This window comes from Streptomyces sp. NA02950, assembly GCF_013364155.1.
Classification (GTDB): domain Bacteria; phylum Actinomycetota; class Actinomycetes; order Streptomycetales; family Streptomycetaceae; genus Streptomyces.
The window spans coordinates 8,850,505-8,870,954 of sequence record NZ_CP054916.1 but is presented as its reverse complement, the minus strand read 5'-3'; the positions used below and the strand labels follow the sequence as shown (position 1 = coordinate 8,870,954).

Annotated in this window: 19 protein-coding genes; 12 read left to right on the top strand and 7 right to left on the bottom strand. The window is 73.1% G+C overall.

Features of this window, described 5'->3' with window-relative positions:
• Position 1: 1 nt before the first annotated feature.
• Positions 2 to 463, bottom strand: coding sequence for a hypothetical protein (locus HUT19_RS38160; RefSeq protein WP_176185456.1), 462 nt, complete (start codon positions 461 to 463; stop codon positions 2 to 4).
• Positions 464 to 711: 248 nt separating this feature from the next.
• On the opposite strand from HUT19_RS38160, the gene HUT19_RS38155 reads away from it, so the two are divergent.
• The 3 genes from HUT19_RS38155 to HUT19_RS38145 are packed head-to-tail and all read left to right on the top strand — an operon-like array spanning position 712 to position 2,683.
• Positions 712 to 1,572: a helix-turn-helix transcriptional regulator gene (locus HUT19_RS38155; protein WP_176185454.1), complete on the top strand. Its 861-nt coding sequence runs from the start codon at positions 712 to 714 to the stop codon at positions 1,570 to 1,572.
• A gap of 5 nt (positions 1,573 to 1,577) precedes the next feature.
• Positions 1,578 to 1,814, top strand: coding sequence for a DUF397 domain-containing protein (locus HUT19_RS38150; protein WP_176185452.1), 237 nt, complete (start codon positions 1,578 to 1,580; stop codon positions 1,812 to 1,814).
• A 59-nt stretch (positions 1,815 to 1,873) separates the two neighbouring features.
• Positions 1,874 to 2,683 carry an SAM-dependent methyltransferase gene (locus HUT19_RS38145; protein ID WP_176185450.1) on the top strand — a complete coding sequence of 270 codons (810 nt, stop codon included), beginning with the start codon at positions 1,874 to 1,876 and terminating at the stop codon, positions 2,681 to 2,683.
• A gap of 119 nt (positions 2,684 to 2,802) precedes the next feature.
• On the opposite strand, the gene HUT19_RS38140 is transcribed toward HUT19_RS38145, so the two are convergent.
• A complete protein-coding gene (locus HUT19_RS38140; protein ID WP_176185448.1) occupies positions 2,803 to 3,966 on the bottom strand; it encodes a M20 family metallopeptidase in 1,164 nt (387 codons plus the stop codon).
• Positions 3,967 to 4,177: 211 nt separating this feature from the next.
• Between HUT19_RS38140 and HUT19_RS38135 the strand changes: the two genes are divergently transcribed.
• Positions 4,178 to 4,585 (top strand): SRPBCC domain-containing protein, encoded by a 408-nt coding sequence (locus tag HUT19_RS38135; protein ID WP_176185446.1) that lies wholly within the window; start codon positions 4,178 to 4,180, stop codon positions 4,583 to 4,585.
• A gap of 6 nt (positions 4,586 to 4,591) precedes the next feature.
• Here HUT19_RS38135 and HUT19_RS38130 read toward each other — a convergent pair whose 3' ends face one another.
• Together HUT19_RS38130 and HUT19_RS38125 are read right to left on the bottom strand one after the other, a co-directional pair.
• Positions 4,592 to 5,428: an MOSC domain-containing protein gene (locus HUT19_RS38130; protein ID WP_176185444.1), complete on the bottom strand. Its 837-nt coding sequence runs from the start codon at positions 5,426 to 5,428 to the stop codon at positions 4,592 to 4,594.
• Positions 5,429 to 5,473: 45 nt separating this feature from the next.
• A complete protein-coding gene (locus tag HUT19_RS38125) occupies positions 5,474 to 5,800 on the bottom strand; it encodes a zf-HC2 domain-containing protein (RefSeq protein WP_176185442.1) in 327 nt (108 codons plus the stop codon).
• A gap of 1,613 nt (positions 5,801 to 7,413) precedes the next feature.
• Between HUT19_RS38125 and HUT19_RS38120 the strand changes: the two genes are divergently transcribed.
• Positions 7,414 to 8,646 (top strand): transglycosylase family protein, encoded by a 1,233-nt coding sequence (locus HUT19_RS38120; protein ID WP_176185440.1) that lies wholly within the window; start codon positions 7,414 to 7,416, stop codon positions 8,644 to 8,646.
• A 132-nt stretch (positions 8,647 to 8,778) separates the two neighbouring features.
• On the opposite strand, the gene HUT19_RS38115 is transcribed toward HUT19_RS38120, so the two are convergent.
• Positions 8,779 to 9,510 (bottom strand): DUF429 domain-containing protein, encoded by a 732-nt coding sequence (locus HUT19_RS38115; protein ID WP_176185438.1) that lies wholly within the window; start codon positions 9,508 to 9,510, stop codon positions 8,779 to 8,781.
• A 113-nt stretch (positions 9,511 to 9,623) separates the two neighbouring features.
• Here HUT19_RS38115 and HUT19_RS38110 point away from each other — a divergent pair, with 113 nt between their 5' ends.
• The gene (locus HUT19_RS38110; protein ID WP_176185436.1) at positions 9,624 to 10,256 is read left to right on the top strand and encodes a DUF4291 domain-containing protein; all 633 of its coding nucleotides are present in this window, start codon (positions 9,624 to 9,626) and stop codon (positions 10,254 to 10,256) included.
• On the opposite strand, the gene HUT19_RS38105 is transcribed toward HUT19_RS38110, so the two are convergent.
• Positions 10,253 to 11,236: a helix-turn-helix transcriptional regulator gene (locus HUT19_RS38105; protein ID WP_176185434.1), complete on the bottom strand. Its 984-nt coding sequence runs from the start codon at positions 11,234 to 11,236 to the stop codon at positions 10,253 to 10,255. The two genes, HUT19_RS38110 and HUT19_RS38105, sit on opposite strands and share 4 nt — an antisense overlap.
• Before the next feature lie 179 nt (positions 11,237 to 11,415).
• On the opposite strand from HUT19_RS38105, the gene HUT19_RS38100 reads away from it, so the two are divergent.
• The 3 genes from HUT19_RS38100 to HUT19_RS38090 all read left to right on the top strand — a co-directional run bounded on the left by HUT19_RS38100 (position 11,416) and on the right by HUT19_RS38090 (position 16,888).
• Positions 11,416 to 12,684 carry an alpha/beta hydrolase gene (locus tag HUT19_RS38100; protein WP_254886012.1) on the top strand — a complete coding sequence of 423 codons (1,269 nt, stop codon included), beginning with the start codon at positions 11,416 to 11,418 and terminating at the stop codon, positions 12,682 to 12,684.
• 93 nt (positions 12,685 to 12,777) lie between these two features.
• Positions 12,778 to 13,203, top strand: a complete 426-nt coding sequence (locus HUT19_RS38095; protein ID WP_176185410.1) for a YchJ family protein — start codon at positions 12,778 to 12,780, stop codon at positions 13,201 to 13,203.
• Between the two features lie 148 nt (positions 13,204 to 13,351).
• Positions 13,352 to 16,888: a phosphodiester glycosidase family protein gene (locus HUT19_RS38090; RefSeq protein WP_176185407.1), complete on the top strand. Its 3,537-nt coding sequence runs from the start codon at positions 13,352 to 13,354 to the stop codon at positions 16,886 to 16,888.
• Between the two features lie 77 nt (positions 16,889 to 16,965).
• Here the strand turns inward: HUT19_RS38090 and HUT19_RS38085 are convergent, their stop codons facing one another.
• The gene (locus HUT19_RS38085) at positions 16,966 to 17,505 is read right to left on the bottom strand and encodes a tyrosine-type recombinase/integrase (RefSeq protein ID WP_176185405.1); all 540 of its coding nucleotides are present in this window, start codon (positions 17,503 to 17,505) and stop codon (positions 16,966 to 16,968) included.
• An 87-nt stretch (positions 17,506 to 17,592) separates the two neighbouring features.
• On the opposite strand from HUT19_RS38085, the gene HUT19_RS38080 reads away from it, so the two are divergent.
• From HUT19_RS38080 to HUT19_RS38070, 3 genes are all read left to right on the top strand, one after another.
• Positions 17,593 to 18,099: a metallophosphoesterase gene (locus tag HUT19_RS38080; protein WP_176185403.1), complete on the top strand. Its 507-nt coding sequence runs from the start codon at positions 17,593 to 17,595 to the stop codon at positions 18,097 to 18,099.
• Positions 18,100 to 18,223: 124 nt separating this feature from the next.
• On the top strand, positions 18,224 to 19,618 hold the full coding sequence (locus HUT19_RS38075) for an MFS transporter (RefSeq protein ID WP_176185401.1): 1,395 nt from the start codon (positions 18,224 to 18,226) through the stop codon (positions 19,616 to 19,618).
• Between the two features lie 231 nt (positions 19,619 to 19,849).
• Complete coding sequence (locus HUT19_RS38070; RefSeq protein ID WP_176185399.1) at positions 19,850 to 20,422, top strand: DoxX family protein; 573 nt, start codon at positions 19,850 to 19,852, stop codon at positions 20,420 to 20,422.
• Positions 20,423 to 20,450: the final 28 nt, after the last annotated feature.

Genomic DNA, 20,450 nt, shown 5'->3' with positions numbered 1-20,450 from the left:
GCTACGGCCGCCGGTCCTCACGCGGCCAGGCCGGGGCAACCCCGGCCACCGCGCAGACGGCGATGTGCAGCAGCAGCGGATGGGTGTACGGCTCGCGGTCGTCCGGCGAGTGCACCACACGGGGTTCCTCATCCGCACCCGGCCGTCCCTCGGGCGCGCCGGACACCATGGCGCCGACCGCGTACAGCGCGATCGGCGGCCACTCGACCCCGACATCCGACTGCGGGGGCACGATCCACCACCAGCGGCCGCCGTGGGCGAGCACACATCCCGTCCGGGGCAGCAGATCCATCACCCGGCGCCCGTCGCGCTCGACCAGCCCGACGGCGTCGTAGTCGCGTCCCGTCCGCAGCGCGGGCGGCAGGGCCAGTCGGCGGCGGCCGCCCGGCTCGGGGCGGGATCCCCGCTGCCGGAACCGGCCGCGGGCGAGGCCGGGCAGCGCACCGGCGAAGGCGTGAGTCATCTACGGGCACATCGCAAAGGTCGGGCCGCTTGCGCCTGCGCGGAGTGCGGCGGCGTCACGGCCGCGGCCCGGGGCAGGGCCCGGCCACGGCTGCGCTAACGGGATCATGACGCCACTATGCGCACCGCCCCTCACACTTGGCAAGGGGCACTCTGGAATGTGCAGAGTCGCAAGTGCAGTGTGTCCGCGCCGTACTGAGCATGGCACACTGCGAACATCAGCAAGGGGGAGGTCAGGGGAGGTATCTGGTGAGCGAGCCGCGGTCGGCCCCGACCGTGGGCCACGTCGTTCTCGGCAGGCGGTTGCGGGACCTGCGGGAGAAGGCGGGGCTCAAGCGTGAGCAGGCGGCCAAGGTGCTACGGGTCGCGCCCGCCACGGTGCGCCGGATGGAGACCGCCGAGGTCGCGCTGAAGGTTCCCTACGTACAACTGCTGCTGGAGGCGTACGGGATCGGCGGCGCCGAACTCGAGGCGTTCATCACCCTGACCGAGGAGGCCAATCGGCCCGGCTGGTGGCAGCGTTTCCACGACATCCTCCCGGACTGGTTCAGCGTGCATGTGAGCCTGGAGGGGTCGGCCGAGATGATCCGCGCCTATGAGCCCCATTTCGTCCCCGGACTGCTCCAGACCGAGGAGTACGCCCGCGCCGTGATGCAGACCGGCGCCGTCGGCCGAGCCGCGCCCGGGGACGCCGAGCGCCATGTGGCGCTGCGGATGGAGCGTCAGACGCTGCTGGCCGGCCCAAACGCGCCACGGCTGTGGGTGGTGATGGACGAGACGGTGCTGCGCCGGCCGGTCGGCTCCGCGTCGGTCATGCGCCGCCAGGTCGACCGGTTGCTGGAGTGCACCGAACAGTCGCACATCACGCTCCAGATCACCGAGTTCGCCTCCGGACACCACCCGGGCACCTACGGCCCCTTCGTCCTCTTCCGCTTCGCTGTCCCCGAACTGCCGGACATGGTCTACGTCGAGTACCTGACCGGCGCCGTCTACCTCGATGAACGCATCGAGGTGGCCGCCCATCTGGAGGCCATGGACCGCATGGCCGCACAGGCGGCAACCGCACGACGCACAAAGGAAATCCTGCGGGATTTCCGCAAGGAGCTCTGATCTGGATGGATCGCATTTACAGCGGCATGCGCGCGGCCGACCTCGGCAGCGAAGGCTGGACCAAACCGTGGAGCGGTGGCAACGGCGGAAACTGCCTCGAGGCCATGAGGCTGGACGACGGGCGGGTGGCGCTGCGTCAGTCCACCGACCCGGACGGCCCCGCGCTGATCTACACCCGCGGCGAGATCGTCGCCTTCATCGAGGGCGCCAAGGCCGGCGAGGCCGACTTCCTCGTCTCCTGACCCACGCCCCCGTCAACCCACACATCTCCGCAGATCGCGCCGACCCCCATGGAGCGCATATGCCGGAACTGGAGCCAGGGCCCAGCCGGATCGATACCAGCAGACCACATCCCGCCCGCGTCTACGACTACATCCTGGGCGGCAAGAACAACTACCCCGTGGACGAGGAACTGGCGAAGCGGGTGCTCGCCATCGACCCCACGGTCACCACGTCCGCACGGACCAACCGCGCCTTCATGCGGCACGCCACCGAATGGCTCGCCCGCGCGGGCATCCGTCAGTACCTCGACATCGGCACCGGAATACCGACCGAGCCGAATCTTCATCAGATCGCCCAGGCCATCGCCCCCGACGCCCGTATCGTCTACACGGACAACGACCCCATCGTGCTGTGCCACGCCGAGGCGCTGCTGCGCAGCACACCGCAGGGGCTCACGCACTATCTCGAGGCGGATGTGCGCGACCCGGATCGGATCGTGCAACAGGCCGGGGAGGTACTGGACTTCGGTGAACCCATCGCCCTCTCCCTCATCTCGCTGATGCACTTCATCGACGACGGGGACGGGGCGTACGACCTGGTGCGCCGTCTGGTGGAGGCCCTCGCGCCCGGCAGTCACCTGGTGCTCTCGCATGCCACGGCGGATGGCGACGCGCAGGCGGGCGAGGAGGTGGTGGCGCTGTACCGGCGGTCCGGAGTGACCCTGCGGCCACGTTCCCACGCCGAGGTGGCACGGTTCTTCGAGGGGCTCGAGCCGGTGGGCTCCGGGCTGGTCCGGGTCTCGGACTGGCGTCCGGACATCGCCGAGAGCACGCTGCTGACCGATGGTGAGCAGGTCACCGTGTACGCGGGTCTCGCGCGCAAGCCGTAACCGGGGCGCGGGTGTCCGGTCCGCTCCGGCGGGGGCTTCGGCCGACACCGGTCCGGGCCACCACGGCCGCCGTCGTTCGGTACGGCGGCGGCCACGCCCCGGACCGGACCCCCGCCGGACTACGCGGTCTCCGGGTCCGCCACCGCCAGGGCCCGCAGCAGCCCGACGGTGAGCGCGGTGCGGGCCGGGACGGGGGCCAGCACGGTGTGCTCGTGGCGGGCGTGGGCGCCGGAGCCGAGGGCGCCGAGGCCGTCGAGGACCGGCCGTCCGAGCCCGGCGACGAAGTTGCCGTCGCTGGCCCCGCCGACCGCCGTTTCCTCCAGGACCCAGCCGTGCTCCGCGGCAACGGCGCGGGCCTGCTTGTACAGCCGCCGGGACCCGTCGTCGGGGACCATCGGCGGCCGGTTCCACTCGCCGGTGACGGCCAGCCGCACCTGCGGATCGGAGGGGGTGAGGGCGTGCAGCGCGGCGTCGATCCGCTCCATCTCGGCGGGTTCGGCGATCCGGACGTCGATACCACAGCTCGCCCGCGCGGCGACCACATTGCGGCCCGTACCACCGCTGATCAGTCCCACGTTCACAGTGGTCCCCCGCTCCGCCGAGCCCAGTGCGGCGATATGCGGGATGACCTCGGCGAGGGCGTGGATCGCACTGGCTCCGGCGAACGGGTCGAGCCCCGCGTGCGACTCCACACCGTAGGCGGTCACATCGAACAGCCCGACACCCTTGCGCGAGGTCTTGACCGCCCCGTCGAGCGACGCCTCGAAGACCAGGGTGGCCAGTACGTCCTCGCTCAGCCGCTCGATATGGCGCCGGGAGGCGAGGCTGCCGATCTCCTCGTCGCCGGTGAGCAGCAGCCGCACCGAAGGGTGGGGCAGCCCCAGCTCACGCAGCAGCCGCACACTCCACACCGCCTGGACGATCCCGGTCTTCATGTCGAACACACCCGGTCCGCAGGCCCGGCCGTCCACCACCTCGAAGGGCCACTCGGCGAGCGTTCCGGCGGGCCAGACCGTGTCGTAGTGGCACAGCAGCAGCACGGTCCCCGGCGCGGTGCCGCGATAGGTAAGCGCCAGGACATCGCCGTACTCCCCGCAGTCGTGCCGCTCGGTCCCGTCCGGTTCGCCGAGCCGCTCGTCGATCCAGTCGCTGATGGCGGCGAGCCCGGCGTCCAGCAGTCTCTTGTTGTTGCTCGGCGTCTCCAGCTCCACCAGGGTCCGGAGGTCTTCGATCATCTCGGGGAGCGCCCGCTGAGTGGCGGCGGCGAGCTCGGAGGGCGTCATCGCGGAGATCCTTCCCGGAAGGGGCGGCGGCGGTCGTCCATGAGAGGAATCATGACGGAACCGGACCGGCACCGGGGGCGAGGCCCGGTGCGGGAGGCGGGATGTCGGCATGGGGGGAGGTCGGCACGAGGAAGGGGAACGACCGATGAGTTTGGCGCGGTGCCCGGGTCTGACCCGGTGACGACATCCTTCCGCTCACCGAGGAGATCCCATGAGCACCACCGAGATGACCCTCACCCGGATTCTGGAAGCACCGCGCGGGCTGGTGTGGCGGGTGTGGACCGAGCCCGAGTACTTCGCCCGCTGGTTCGGAGCGGCGCCGGAGTCCGTCGCACTCGACGTGCGGCCGGGCGGCGCCTGGCGGGCCACCATCACCACGCCCGGCGGCGATATGCCCATGCGCGGCGTCTACCGGGAGGTGGTCGACCACGAGCGGCTGGTGTGGACCCTGGACATGCCGGAAGCGCCCCTGGTCATGACCGCCACCTTCACCGACCTCGGCGGCCGTACCGAGATCGTCCTGCGGCAGCCGGTCCCCTCGGAGGAGATGTGCGCACAGGCCGAGGAGGGCGCCGCTCAGCTGCTCGACAACTTCGCGAAGGTGGTGGCGACTGCCTGACCGGTCTCACTCCGCCGGGGGTGGACCGTCCCAACTGCCGACGGCCACCTCGTCCCCCACGGCCATGGTGCCGGTGCGGGTCACGGAGAACTTGGCGCCGAAGAGGGTGCCACCCCCCTCGGGGGCCCTGCGGTAGCGGGCCAGGGTGCGCAGTGGCTCCGGGCCCGCCTTGGCGCCCTTGTCCTGGTCGACCATGGTGACCACACACCGGGCGGCCGTCTTGGCGAAGCCCAGCTCGGTGTCACCGATGGTGAGGTGCCGGGCCCGGTCCTCCGTATGCGGCTCGGTCCATCCGTCGACCACCACATTGGGGCGGAAGCGGGCCATCGGCAGCGGCTCGCCACCGTCGCCGGTGATCCGGCGGTTGAGCTCGTCCAGGCTGGCCCGGGAGATGATGTGCACCGCGTTGCTGTCGGCATAGCCCGAGGTACCCGGGGTGAGGCCGTCCGCCACCCGGTCGTGCTCCGGCGGCACCCGCACCAGCCTGCATGCCACGCCCAGCACGTCCGACAGCCATCCGGCCGCCTCGTCGCCCTGGTCGATGCCCTGGTACGGCGAGCCGAACAGCAGGACCTCGCGTCGGGCGGACACCGTGTCGATGCCGATGCTCAGATCGCCGGCGCCGGGCGCCGACAGGGTGAGCCGCTCACCGTCGGGGCCGACACGGGGGCTGATGAGCGCGAGCCCGGGATCCCGCCGCTGGCTGCGGAAGACCCCGTCCTCGTTGATGACCATGAAGCCGCGGTCGTGCGGCAGACCGGCCTCGGTCAGCGGCGCCTCGGTCAGGGACACTCCGGCGCATCCCTTGATGGGATAGGTGATCAGCTCAACGACTCTTGCCACATGGGCACTTTACCCGCCGCCGCGGCCGGGCCGTCATGGTATGGATCACGCCTGCCCACGCCCTGTGTCATGGGTGCCGTCACGGTCGGACGCACGGCCGCCATCGCGGTCGGATGCCCGCGCGCGGTCGCGCTCGCGGCTGCGGAACACGGCGACGGCGCGCTCCGGGCCGGGGCCGTGAACCGGTGCGTCGGGCGCCACCTCCCAGGCCCGGACCCGGCCCATCAGCCCGGCCACCTCCGCGTGACGGTCCCGCTCCGCGGTGCACCGCGGACAGGCCGCCAGATGGTCCTCCACGGCGCGCGCCTCGACCGGCTCCAGGCCACCGAGGACATGGACCGCCAACTCGACCAGCACCTGTCCGCACTCCACCGTCGTTCCCCCTGCCCTCTGCCGTCCGCCGCCCGTCCGGTCCGACCGGTCCGTCCTCCACGACCACGGACCAACGGCCCGGACGGTTCACCGCCCGGGGTTCGACGGGCGTGTCACGGCATGTTCCGGGGGCCCTGTGCGCCCCCGCGATCGCGTCCACGCGGAAGGCGTAGGCCCGGGTACGACAGTTGGCAGACCACAGAAGATCCTCGGTGACCGGCATGCGGCGTACTCGCGCTGCGCATCCCGCAGGGCCGTGATCCCCCGGCGCACGGTTTCCCGGAGCGGTGGACGGAGCCGTACGGAAATCACGGCACCGGTGTCGCTCGGCTCCCGATCGCGCGGGGTGAGGGGGTGAAATTCTCGGAGCCGCTCCAGCGAGCGATCCCCGGGACGACGTGGAGAAGTGGATGTGAGGCAATGATATGACCGGCGGCGGGGTTCCCGCTATACACGGACCATGTGATTCTCCGCCAGTTCCCCGGGGCCTTGGCGACCGGCTGATTTCCGGAGAACCGCCGCACCTACGCGGGTGGTACGGGAGACGATGCGCAACCGGACATGTGGCAAACGGGACGTCAAGTCACTATCCCCACCTGGGGGTCGCCCACGACCAGGCGCCGGAACGCCTTCTCGCCGGGCCTTGGCCCTCACCCGGCCTTGGCCGGCGCACGGCGGCCGCGCGTCGGTGGCCGGTTCCGGGGTCGACCCCGGCAATCTAGCCCGAGCCGCTGCGGATCGCGCCCCGGATCCGCGCAGGGCGGCTGGCCGTTGCCCGGTACGGGACCCCGGGGGCGCTCGTACCGCCGGCCTCGGTCACCTGCTCGGTCCTGAACGTTTCAAGCGGTCCGCGTGCCCGGCGGCCCCACCGGGGCCGGCCCGCCGTTGCCTTCCCGGAGCTCCGGATACGCCTTCCGTCGCGCTCGACCGTCCCCTTTCCCCGCTCTTCCTCTCTTCTCCGCTCGCCCCTTCTCCCGCCTTCTCCGCCTTCTCCGTCCTCTCCCGGCCTCACCCCCTTTCGGTCGTCCCGGTGCGAAGACCGGGACGCCCGGTTCCGGCACGGCCCCCGCGCGGTTACCGGGCGGCCGATCGGCCGGTCCGTCAAGGGACCGATCTTGGCCCGGCCACACCGCAAAAGCGCTCTCCGGAAGATCACGTCGCGCGGGAAGCCCCGATTCGACGCACCGCATAGGACCGCTCGGCACCGCTCCGCGCCCAACCGCTGCCGCACCGGGGGAAATTCGCCCGGCCGCCGACCGGACATCCGCGGCGGATCACCGGGAAACCAATGCGGCGGAATAACGTCCCCCCGCCGGGCTCGGGCCGAAAATCATTTCCACCGGCCCAGGCCCACCGCGGCCGGGAACCCCGGCCCGCCCCGACAGCCGCCCTCACCCTCGACGGTCGCGCCGTGCGCCCCCGCCCCTCCACGCGCCCGCCCATGCGCAACTGAGGGAGCATCAGCCCCACAGGGGGGTGGAACCCGGCGGCGCACGGCGGTGCATGAGGCCCCCTGCGCCTTGTGACCGCCCGAGCCCGGCTGCGGTACTCGTACAGCCCGCCGGGGCCTCCGGAGGGCGAGTCGAGAGCCGTTGTGGAGAGGAACCAGCCCCATGGCCGTACGAGGAACTCACCGTCGCCCCGCAGCGCCCAGCCGGGTCTCCGCGCTGCGCGCCGCCCTGACCGCGGGCAGCGTCGGCATCGTCCTGCCGATCCTCGGCACCGGCGTCGCCACGGCGGCTCCGGTCGACACCTGGGACCGGGTGGCCAAGTGCGAAAGCGGAGGCAACTGGCGCACCAATACGGGCAACGGCTACTACGGCGGGTTGCAGTTCTCGCAGCACACCTGGGCCGCGTACGGCGGCACCGCCTACGCCCCGCGGGCCGATCTGGCCACCAAGGGCCAGCAGATCACCGTGGCCGAGGCGGTCCTCGCCGCGCAGGGGCCGGGCGCCTGGCCGGTCTGCTCGGTCCGCGGCCGGCTGACGCGGTCCGGCCCGCCCGCCGCGGTGGCGAACCGCGGCGGCTCACGCAGCGCCAAACCCCCGACCGGACACGGCACCAAGCGCCCGGCGGCGCCCCATCACCAACCGTCCGCCACGGCCTCCGGAAAGGGCTCCGCGCCATCGTCCGGGAAGCGCTCCGGCAAGAGTTCCGGAAAACCCCGCGCCGGGCATCGCGCCAAGCGGGCCGTGACGTCCGGGTCGTACACGGTGGTACGCGGCGACACGTTATCCGGCATCGCGCGGCGGTCCTCCGTCCACGGCGGCTGGCGGGCCCTCTACCAGGCCAACCGCCAGACCATCGGCGCGAATCCGCATCTGATCCGCCCGGGGCAGCGGCTGGCCATCCCCTCGGTGTCCGGCCGCACGCACCTGGGGGCCCCGCGGCGCGCCACGTCGGCCGCCTCGCGCCACACGGCCGTACGGAAGTCCGCCGTCCGCAGCCATGCGGCCCCGGTCAGCGGCCCGGTGAGCGCGGCGTACGGCACCCGCGGCGGGCGCTGGGCGAGCGGCCACCACACAGGGGTGGACTTCGCGGTCCCGATCGGCACCCCGGTGCACGCGGCCGCCGGGGGCAAGGTGGTGACCGCCGGATGGGGCGGCGCCTTCGGCTACCAGGTGGTCATCCGGCACACCGGGGGCCTGTACACCCACTACGCGCATCTGTCCGCGGTGAGCGTGCGCGCCGGGCAGACCGTCGAGGCGGGCCGGCGGATCGCCCGCTCGGGGAACACCGGCAACACCACCGGACCGCATCTGCACTTCGAGGTGCGCACCCGTCCGGACTACGGATCCGATGTCGACCCGCTCGCCTATCTGCGCGCACACGGCGTCCACATCTGACCGTCCCCGCGACACCGCGGGGACCCGCGGCCCCAGGGACCACATCCGGGGGTGGGAAAGGGAGGCCGCCCGAGGCACGGCTCGGGCGGCCTCCCGCCGCCGTCGCGGAGCAGCGGCGGGTCCGGCCGGGCGTCAGTACCAGATGGCGACGGGCAGTTCCGCGGCCGTCAGCTCGGGCGGATCGGGCAGGCTGCGGGCGGTGCGCCGCGCAATGCGATGGGCGCTCCAGGCCGCCGCGGCGGCGTCCAGGAGGTCGTCGGGCGGCACCCGTCCGGCCGGGCCGAGGTCGTCGGGCAGGGCAATGCCCTCGCCGACCAGCAGCCCGCGGCGCACCGCTTGGCCGTTCCAGCTCTTCTTGCTCCAGGCCACCGGCACGGAGCCGTTCATGGCGGCGAAGGAGACCTCGGGATGGACCTCGTGCAGCCGGTAGTCACCGCCGTCGCGACAGGCGTTGGCCTCGCGCAGTTTGACCGCGAGACCCCAGGTCTGACGGCTCATACCGCGTCCGGTGAGCCGTCGGCAGCACTGGTTGGCCGCGGCGTAGTCCTCCTCCTGCCACACCTCGCTCGGGGGCACCGGGAACACCCGGGACCGGTGCGGTGCCATCATCGCGACGGCCAGGGTGTCCGCCTGCCGCGGTCCGGTGTCCAGCAGCCCCAGCGGCATGTCGACGGCCACGACGGTGGCGTCCGGCACCCGGGAGAGCAGTTCGGCCAGTCCACTGGCGGTCTCGGCACCCGTGAACGCGCCCGCGCGGAGGGTCACCGCGATCCAGCCGGTGGGACAGGCGTCCACCCCTACGACGGTCGGGGCGGCTCCGCCGCGGGCGGGGGCTGTGTGCGGCACTTCACGTCGGGAACCCATGTCCCGTATCCGACCACGCGGAAGGGGCGAGCGGGCGGCAGGAGGGCATATCGGCCGGTGGGCGTCGAAATTCGCTGGCCAGGCGGTGGCGTACCCGGCCACCCTGGGTGCCCATGGAAGAACAGCACCACCACGGGCGGCAAGAACCGCGGAACGACCGGCCCCGCCATGAGATCCGCGCGCTCCACACCGGCACCACGGTCACCGTGTACCAGGCGTACGGCCCGCACATCGGCCGTCCCGCGGCCCGCGACGGCCGGTTCCCGGCCGCCTGGAAGCGCGACCGGATGACCTGGATCAAACCGTCGTTCCTGTGGATGATGTACCGCTGCGGCTGGGGCCAGAAGGAGGGTCAGGAGACCGTCCTCGCCGTCGAGATCCACCGCGAGGGCTTCGAGTGGGCGCTGCGCAACGCCTGCCTGTCGCACTACGCAATCGGTCTGCACCCCGATCAGGCGTCCTGGAAGCGGCAGTTGCGACAGGCGCCCACCCGTGTCCAGTGGGACCCGGAGCGCGATCTGCGGCTGCGTCCTCTGCCGTACCGCTCCCTTCAGCTGGGGCTCTCGGGCGTGGCGGCCCGCCGGTACGCGGACGAGTGGACGGTGGCCATCAGCGATGTCACCCCGCTGGCCCAGGAGATCCACGCGCTGGTGCGCGACAACGAGCTGGACGCGGCGGCCGCACTGCTGCCCGAGGAGCGCCCCTTCCCGGCGGACGACGGCCTCCTGGCCCATCTGCGCGCCTAAGGCCGTACCTGGGGCCGTCGCCCCTCCCCCGTCAACAGGCTGCCCAGCGCCGTGCGTTGGTGCAGCACGGCACGACCGGCGCGGACGGTGGTGATCAGGCCCGCGCCGCGCAGCGCGGCGGCGTGGGCGGAGACGGTGGCGTTGCTGACGCGCAGCCGCCGGGCCAGGCCGCTGGTGGTGTGCTCCTGCGCGAGCAGGAACAGCATCTCGACACGGGTACGGCCGAGCACCGCGGCCAGGGCGTCGTCGTCCGCCCCGGCCACCGGTGGCGAGAGGGGGACACCCGGCCCGGCCGGGTAGGTCACGGCCACCGGACTGCCGGGCAGATCGGAGACGAGCGGGCCCCCGGTCCAGTGGAAGGTGGGCAGCAGCACCAGGCCACGGCCGCCCAGGGAGATGTCCCGCGCCACGGGCGCCTCGATCTCCCAGCCGCTCTCGCACCAGCGGGTGCCGGGGACGAGCGCGGCCAGGGCGGGGCCGATCCCGTGTTCGGCCACGGCCAGGGCGTGACGGCTGAACTCCGCCCGGTGCAGATCCTGGACCTGCGACCACACCGGGCGCACCAGGGTCTCGAACGCCGCGTGCTGGGCGCGGCGCAGCAGGTCCCAGGCACCGGTCTGGCCGCGGTGCAGATCGTGGAGCCACGCGGGTGCGGGGCGCGGACGGGCGGCGTACACCCGCTCGATCTCGGAGCGGACCAGTTCGCGCGGGGTGGCCCGGAGGGACTCGAGACCCTCGGCCAGATCGTCGCTGAACACATCGAGGAAGCTGGGCGCGACCGCCGCCGGGACCAGGTCGCCCAGCGGCTGGACGGCGGGCGGAAGGGCGCGCAGCGCCCGCCGTCGCCAGCGGCCGAAGAGCAGCTCGCCGTCCCCGCGGCACATCATGCTCAGAGCCACGTTCAGTTCCTGCAACGGGGCGGGCCGGGGCGCGAACCGCACGCGGGCGACATCGGCGCCCGTGGCATGGATCCGGATCACTACTCCCCCTGACGGCGCCGCACCATCCTTGAGGCCAGGGCCTCAACGATGGCCGTCGCTCCCCGCCGCGACCAGGATTCAGCTCATCGCCCGACGGGCGCAAGGACCGGCATCACACCGGCTCAGCCGGACCGACCGGACCGGCCGGACCAGCGAGACGGGACACCAGGGGAGCGAGCATGTCGTTCAGGAATGTCATCGACGTTGAGAGCGGCGGAGTGGGCCGACGGGCCGTCACCACCTCGGCCGTGGTGGCCACCGCCGCGCTCCTCACCGGAGCCGGAGGCGGGGGCGCGGCCCAGGCCCGGCCCGTGAACCCCGGCGGCGGGATGGCGCTGCGGCTGCCCGCGCCCACCGGCCAGCACCGGATCGGGGTCACCACCCTGCATCTGGTCGACCGCACCCGGCGTGACCCGTGGGATGCGGGAATCCCGGTCCGGGAGGTGATGGTGACGGTGTGGTACCCGGCCCGTGGCGGCCACGGCCGTCCGGTGGCGCATCAGATGACCGCGCGCGCCGCCCGTTCGTTCGGGGAGACCGCGCCGCTGATGCGTCCGGGGCTGCCGGCGCAGGGCGTGGACTGGGCCGCCACGCCGACCCACGCGCACAGCGGCGCGCCCGCACAGCGCACACCGCGTCCGGTGCTGCTGTACAGCCCCGGTGGCGGTGACCCCCGCACCCTGGGCACGGGGCTCGCGGAGGACCTGGCGAGCCACGGCTTCGTGGTGGTGGCGATCGACCATCCGGGCGACGCGAGCGAGGTCGTCTTCCCGCGTCCGGCCGCGTACCGCAGGAAGCTGCTGCGCCGGAGTGTCTTCCGGGGAGACCCCCGGATGCACCCCGGCCAGTTCCACACCGCGATCGCCTCCCGGATCGCCGACACCCGGTTCGTCCTGGACCGGCTGGAGGCCCTGGCGGCGGGCCACAACCCCGACGCGGAACACCGCCCCCTGCCGGAGGGTCTGCCCGGTCTGCTGGACCTGGAGCGCGTGGGCGTCTACGGGCATTCGGCCGGTGGCACCACGGCGGCCGAGGCGCTGTACGAGGACCGGCGCCTGGCCGCCGCGGTCAACCTCGAAGGGTTTCTGGACGAGGCGCCGTCCGCGCCGGACCGGCCGGGCGTACTACTGCCCGTCGCCCAACACGGCACGGACCGGCCGCTTCTTCTGCTGCACACCGACGGTTTCACCGAGCGGGCGGCGCTGGAGCGCTCCTGGTCGTCGGTGCTCGCCCGTTCGCACGGATGTGCCACGCGCGCTCGGCTGGACGACGCGGCGCACTGGGTGTTCACCGACTACGCGACCCTCGTGCCCCAGCTCCAGGCGGCCGGGCTGATGACCGCCGAGGCCCGGAACCGGCTGATCGGCACGGTGGATCCGGTCTGTTCGGTACCGGCCGTGCGTGGACGGGTGCGCGCGTTCTTCACCCGGCAGCTGCCACCCCGCTGACCAGCCCCGTCCGTCCCGCCGCCCGGCCCCGGGCATCCCGGGTGACACCCCACCCGGGACGGCCCCTCCGGTCCCGCCCGTCACAATGGACCCATGTCCCGACGCAAGCGACCGCCACGGCCGCCTCGCCGCACCGCCCCCACGGTCTGTCCCTGCGGGCTGCCCGCCCCGTACGACGAGTGCTGCGGGCGGCTGCACCGCGGGGAGGCCCGGGCGGCCACCGCGGAGCAGCTGATGCGCTCGCGCTACAGCGCCTTCGCCGTCGGGGACGAGGCGTATCTGCTGCGCAGTTGGCACCCCAGCACCCGGCCGCCGCGGGTGGCCCTGGACGCCGGGACGCGCTGGACGGGGCTGGAGATCCTGGGCACCACGGACGGCACGGCGTTCCACTCCACCGGCACCGTGGAGTTCCTCGCCCGCTACACCGAAGGCGGCCGAGTGGGTGAGTTGCACGAAAACAGCCGATTCGCCCGGCATGAGGGCGACTGGGTGTATCTCGACGCCCTGACCAGCGGCTGACGCCTTCTACACCGCCCCGGCCCGATGCGGCACGGACAGAAGTTCCCCAGGATGTCGCCGACGCCTTCTGGTGTCCGGTCAACTCCGCCGCGATGCTGGGGCGCTGTGCGTGTGAACCACGCGAGTCCCATGGCCTCAGGGAGTTGCCATGCCTCCTGTCGCGTTCGCCAGACCCCTGGCGGTTCTGGCCGCGGTCTCCGCCCTCGTGGCGGGCGCCGCGGGGCCTGCCGCCGCCGATGACACCCGCGCCCCGGCCCCCGAACCCTTCGCCCGCGACGCGGCCGAGATGCTGCGCCCGATCGCACCGCCCCCGCCCGCCGCCGCGGAGGGCGAGAAGGGCGCAGCGGACACCACGTCCGTGGCCGACGGGGACGGGTTGCAGACCGCCCGCACCTCACGTCCCGTCGCCCCCGGGGTCGAGCTGACCTCGTACGACCGGCTGGAGTCCGACAAGTGGCTGCGGGTCGACTCGCTGTCGGTGGATCTCACCGCCGGGTCCAGGGTCGACTATCTGCACCCGGACAAGGTCACCAAGCGTTTACCCGTCTCCGAGCTGGCCGCAGCGCACGATGCCGGACCCGGCCGCCGCACGGTGGCCGCGATCAACGGTGACTTCTTCGACATCAACCAGACCGGGGCCCCCGAGGGCATCGGCATCGACGACGGCCACGTGGTCAACTCCGCGTCCGCCGCGGGCCCGGGCAAGGCCGTCGGCATCGGCCCGCAGGCGGCGGGCCGGCTCCTCCAGCTCTACTTCGACGGCACCCTCACCCTCCCGGACGGCGACCACCCGTTGGCCGCGCTCAACGCGGCCAACGTCCCGTCCAGTGGCATCGGCGCGTACAACGCCCAGTGGGGCGAGGCCGACCGGGCCCAGACCGTGGACGGCGCACGGCGCACCGCGGAGGTGGCCGTCGTGGACGGAAAGGTCAGCCGGGCCGCCTCGGCCCCCGGCAAGGGCGCCATCCCCGCCGGTACGACTCTGCTGGTGGGCCGGGACGCGGGAGCCGACGAGCTGTCCGCACTGGCCGTCGGCGACAGCGTGACGATGGAGTACCGGCCCCGCGCCGCCGACGGCGACCTCCCCCGCACCGCGGTCAGCGGCCGGGAACTGCTGGTCGTGGACGGGAAACCGATCGGCCACGAGGGCGAGGGCAACAACACCGCGGCCCCGCGCACGGCCGTCGGCTTCTCCCGGGACGGCCGCCGTATGCAGATCATCACCGTCGACGGACGGCAGGCCGACAGCGGCGGGGTCACCCTCACCGAACTGGGCCTGATGATGAAGGAGGCGGGCTCCTACGGCGCGCTCAACCTCGACGGCGGCGGTTCGTCCACCCTGGTGGCCCGCGAACCCGGCAGCGACCGGGCCCAGGTGGAGAACAGCCCCTCCGACGGCAGCGAGCGCACCGTGCCCAACGGGCTCGCCTTCACCGCCCCCGACGGCAGCGGACGGCTCACGGGGTTCCGGGTGGGGACGATGGCCGATGCCCTCGACGCGCCTACCGTGGACCCGGTCCGCGGCGGCCACCCCGAGCGTGTCTTCCCCGGGCTGACCCGCCGTCTCACCGCGGCCGGATACGACGAGACCTACGGTCCCGCGAAGGGCGCGCCGCACTGGCGGACGGCCGACCCGGGCGTCGGCCGGGTCTCCGCGGACGGCACCTTCACCGCCCGCCGCGGCGGCGCGACCACGGTCACCGCCCGGCGCGGGTCGGCCCACGGCGCGCTGAAACTCACCGTGCTGGACCGCCTGGACCGGATCCGGCCCACCACCCGGCTGCTGGGGCTGGCGGACGCCGAGGCCACCGGCCGCTTCGGGATCGTCGGCCTGGACGCGCACGGCGCGAGCGCACCCGTCGAACCGTCCGACGTCCACCTCGACTACGACCACGCGCTGTTCACCATCACGCCGGATCCGGCGACCGGCACCTTCACCGTCACGGCACGCGGCGACGAGGTCGCGGGCCGGGTCACGGTCCGGGCCGGGGACACCAGCACGGTGCTCGCCGTCACCGCCGGTCTCCGTGAGCGGCAGGAGGCGGCCTTCGACGACGCCGGCCAGTGGACGTTCAGCCAGGCCCGCGCCTCCGGTTCGGCCGAGGCCACTCCCGAGGGCCACACCGGCACCGGGCTGAAGCTCAGGTACGACTTCACCCAGTCGACCGCCACCCGCGCCGCCTACGTCACCCCGCCGCGGCCGATCGACGTGGAGGGCCAGCCGCAGTCGTTCGGCCTGTGGATCAAGGGGGACGGCACGGGGGCGTGGCCGACGCTGCACCTCAAGGACGCGGCGGGCTCGGACCAGTTGCTGCGCGGCCCGTATGTGACCTGGACCGGATGGCGACATGTCGACTTCACCGTACCGGCCGGGATCGCCTATCCACTGACGGTCAACCGCTTCTATCTCGCCGAGACCGGCCCGGCCCGCCAGTACACCGGCGGCATCGTTATCGACGACCTCACCGCACAGGTGCCACCTCCCGTCGAACTGCCCGCGGAGAAGGCCCATCCGGATCCGCTGATCAGCACGGCGGCCCGGACCGGGGGGCGGGACTGGCGGTTCGCCGTGATGTCGGACGCGCAGTTCGTGGCCCGTGAACCGAACAGCCCGATCGTCGCCCAGGCCCGGCGCACCCTGCGGGAGATCAAGGCGGCCCGGCCCGACTTCCTGGTCATCAACGGGGATCTGGTGGACGAGGGTTCGCCCGAGGATCTCTCCTTCGCCCGTACGGTGCTGACCCAGGAGCTGGGGGACGCCGTGCCCTGGTACTACGTACCGGGCAACCACGAGGTCATGGGTGGCCGGATCGACAACTTCACGGCCGAGTTCGGGCCCGCCCACCGGACCTTCGACCACCAGGGCACCCGCTTCATCACCCTCGACACCTCCAGCCTCGGGCTGCGCGGCGGTGGCTTCGACCAGATCAAGGAGTTGCGTGCCCAGCTGGAGGCCGCATCGCACGACCGAAGCGTCGGCTCGGTCATGGTGATCGAGCACGTTCCGCCGCGCGATCCCACCCCGCAGCAGGGCAGCCGACTGAGCGACCGCAAGGAGGCCGCGCTGCTGGAGAACTGGCTCGCCGACTTCCGCCGGACCACCGGCAAGGGCGCGGCGTTCATCGGCAGCCATGTCGGCACCTTCCACGCCTCACGGGTGGACGGGGTCCCGTATCTGATCAACGGCAACTCGGGCAAGTACCCGTCCTCCTCGGCCGACCGGGGCGGTTTCACCGGCTGGTCGATGGTCGGGGTCGACCATGTCCCGCCGAAGGAGTGGGCGCAGGCCCGCCGGACACCCTGGAAGGGCGGGCCCGACTGGGTGTCGGTCCAGACCCGGCCGCATGTGGACGGGCTGACCGTGACCGCCCCGGCCGAACTGCGCACCGGGCAGGACGCCGCGGTGACGGCGGACGTCATCCAGGGCGAGGGACCCACCGCCCGACGGGTGCCGGTCCGCTTCCCGGTCAGCGCCGACTGGAGCGGATCGCCCAACGTGTTCATCGGCGATCCGTCCCACGCCGGGCGCCGTCATGTGGCGGCCTACGACCCGGTGAGCGGCACACTCACCGCGCTGCGCCCGGGAGCGGCCACGCTCACGGTGAAGGTCAACGGCGCGACGGCACAGGCGCGTTTCACCGTGGCCGCTCGGGCCGTGGCGGTGGCGTCGGGTTCGGCCGCGTAGTCGGCGGGGCCGCGTAGTCGGCGGTGGGGGCGGGGCCGCGTGGGCGGTCCCGCCCCCCAGGTGTCCGGGGCCGGGGCTCAGGTGTCCCAGGCGCGGCGGACCTGTTCGAAGCGGGTGGGCAGCGGGGGCCGCCGGGCCGCGTAGGTGGCGTTGGTGCGATGGGCGAACCGGCGCCAGGAGAGCACCAGCCCCTGCCGGGTGATGGGCAGCCCGGCCGCCACCGTCACCCCGTGGTCATGGGTGTGGTGCACGGTCAGCAGCAGCGCGTCCGGCACCGAGCCCTCGAGTTCTGCGCAGAGTTCCTGACGGACACCCAGCCAGCGGCGCAGGACCAGGACCGTGCCGCGGTCCAGGCCGTGGCGGCGCGGGACACGGTGTTTGCCGTGTTCGAGCGTCACCCACCCGGCGTCCAGATCGAGCGCCCCGACCCGGCAGCGCAACAGGCCCCCGTAACGGGCGCCACTGGCCCGGGCCAGCCCCACCACCACCGCGAGCCGCACCGTCTCCGGTTTGGCGCCCTCCTCCAGCGCCTGGACCGACAGCAGCCGCCACACCCACTCGGCCTCGGCCGCCGAGACCGGCGGCCGAGGATACCGGCCCCCCGTGGTGTCCGCCATCGTCACCTCCCGTGCATCGATTCGCTTGGCACACTATTTCACCCCGGGTGACGGCGGGAGCGCTGATCCGCACGATACGGTCACCCCGTGCGTCTCCTCCTCATGTCCGACACCCATCTGCCCCGGCGCGCCAAGGCGCTTCCCCGGGAGCTGCTGGAGCAACTCCCGGACGCCGATGTCGTCTTCCACGCGGGTGACTGGGTCGACACCGCCACCCTCGATCTGCTGGAGGCGCGGTCGCGGCGGCTGATCGGGGTGTACGGCAACAACGACGGTCCCGAACTGCGGGCGCGGCTGCCGGAGGTGGCCCGGGTGGAGCTGGCGGGGCTGCGGTTCGGCGTGGTGCACGAGACCGGGGCGGCGCGGGGGCGGGAGCGGCGCTGCGCCGAGCGGTTCCCCGGTCTGGATGTGCTGGTGTTCGGCCACAGCCACATCCCGTGGGACTCCACCACCGACGACGGGCGGCTGCGGCTGCTCAATCCCGGCTCCCCCACGGACCGGCGCAGACAGCCGTACTGTACGTTCATGACAGCGGCGATCGAGGCCGGACGGCTCACCGCCGTGGATCTGCACCGGCTGCCGCTCCGCCACTGACCGAGCGCGGTTTCCCTCACGGGCGTAACCGGCCCCGTTTCACACCGCTTTCTCTTCTCTTGTCAGCTCTTCTCCCTTCAGCCCCGCATTGTGTCCTGTCCCTGGGGGTGCCGAGGAGTGAGTGATGGCGGAAGAAGGCGGTCCTGCCGCGCGACGGCGGTCGCTGGTGGCCGTGTCGTCGGGAGTGTTCTGTGTCCAGTTGGACGCGTTCGCGCTGAATCCGGCCCTGCCCGGGATCGCCCGCGATCTCGGGGTCACCGGTGCCGGGCTGTCCTGGGTGGTCAGCGGATATCTGCTGGCGGCGGGTGCGCTGATGCTGGGCGCGGGGCGGCTGGGCGATCTGCTGGGGCGGCGTGCGCTGCTGACGGCGGGTCTGGTGGTGTTCGCAGTGGCGTCCCTGGGGTGCGCGCTCGCCCCGTCACTGCCGGTGCTGGTGATCGCGCGGGTGGTGCAGGGCGCGGGTGGTGCGCTGACCATGCCGGTGGGGCTGGCGCTGCTGACGAACGCCTATCCGCCCGCGTCGCGCGGCCGGGCGCTGGGGTGGGCGCTGGGTGCCGGAGGCACCGCCACCGCATGCGGTCCGTTCCTCGGCGGTGTGCTGACCGAGGCGCTGTCATGGCGGGCGGTGTTCTGGGTCAATGTGCCGGTGGCGCTGGTGGCCGCGGTGTGGGCGGCGCGGGCGGCGGATTCGCGGGACTCCGCGGCGCCGCCGACCGTGGACGGCAAGGGACTGGTCACGGTCACCGCGGCGGTGGCCGGGCTCGCGCTCCTCGTCGACCGCGGGCCGGTGTGGGGATGGCTCTCGGGCCCTACGGCGGTCACGCTGGCGCTGGTCGTCGTGGTGCTCGTGGTGTTCGTGCGATGCGAGCGGGTGGCGGCGAACCCGCTGGTGGGGCTCGGACTCTTCCGCAACGAGCGGTTTGTGGCACTCACGGCGGCCGGGGCGGTGGCCAATGCCGCCACCGTGGTGTTCCTGTTCATGGTGCCGCTGGCGCTCCAGGGGCCGTGGGGGCTGTCGTCGGCGGTGGCGGGGTCGGTGTTCCTCGCCCCCGCGACGGCGATGGCCCTGGCCGGTCCGGTGGCCGGACGGATTCCCCGGGCGGGCACGGTGCGGGCGATGGCGTGGTGTCTGGGGCTGGGCGCGGCGGGGCTGGGTGCGGTGTCCAGGGTGCCGACGCTGCCTGGCCGTATCTCGGCGGCCACGGTGTGCGGAGCGGCCCTCGGGGTGGCCAACGCGCTGACGCTGATCGCCACGCAGACGGCCGTGGCGCCCGAGCGCGCGGGTGAGGCGTCGGGGGTGACCAAGACGGTGATCACCGTCGCGGCGGGGCTGGGCGTGGCGCTGTGCGGTCCGGTCGCCGGACCGTACGGCGCGCCGGTGTCGGCCCGGGCCCTGGGCGGCGCGCTGACAGACGCCGGGCTCTGCTGTCTGGCCGGTGCTCTGCTCCTCGGGCTCCGGTCTCGACGGCGCCTGCCCGGGCTCCCGTCCCGGCGGCGGCGTACGCGGACCGGCGACTGAGGGCGGGGCGGCGCCGCTCAGAGCCGGTTGCTCAGGGCAACCACATCGCTCGGCGGTACGGGTTCCCGGGGGCCTGGGGAGGCCCGGTCGGATGCCATGTCGGCCGCCCTCCGGTGGGGCGGACGCCGGGGACGGATTGAAGCCACTCGCGTGGTGGAATAAAAAGTACTTAAGGTGCATATCGCACATCCGGCTCGGCGAGCCCGCCGGGCCCGACCAGACGAGGGCGCCATGTCTTCTTCTCACCGCGAGAACGCCGCCTCACCGGAACCGGACGCGGGCCATGCCCACGCCCACGCCTCCCGGTCCACCGCGGCCGTGCTCACCGCCCATGACGTCGGTCTGCTGGTGGTGCGTCTCGGCGTCGGTCTGATCGTCGCCGCGCGCGGCGCCCAGCACCTGTTCGGCTGGTGGGACGGTCTGGGGGTCGACCGGACAGCCGTGGCCTTCGCGCATTTCGGCTATCCCGCGCCGAAGGCGATGGCGGTCATCTGCGGACTGACCGAGACCTTCGGCGGTCTCGCCCTGGCGGTGGGGCTGATCACCCCGCTCGCCGGTGCCGCCGTCGCGGGCACGATGGCGAACGCCGTGGCCGCGTCCTGGGAGCTCGGCCTGTTCGGCGGCTTTGAGTTTCCGCTGCTCATCGGCGTCGGCGCGGCCGGACTCGCGCTGAGCGGCGCGGGCCGGATCTCCATCGACGCGCTGCTTCCCGGGCTGCGCTCGCAGCGGCTGGTCTACGGGGTGGCGGCGCTGGTGCTGGCGGCCATCCTGGCGACGATCACGATCCTGCTCAGTAAGACCTGACGCGTCTTCGGCTCGGATGAACGGGACG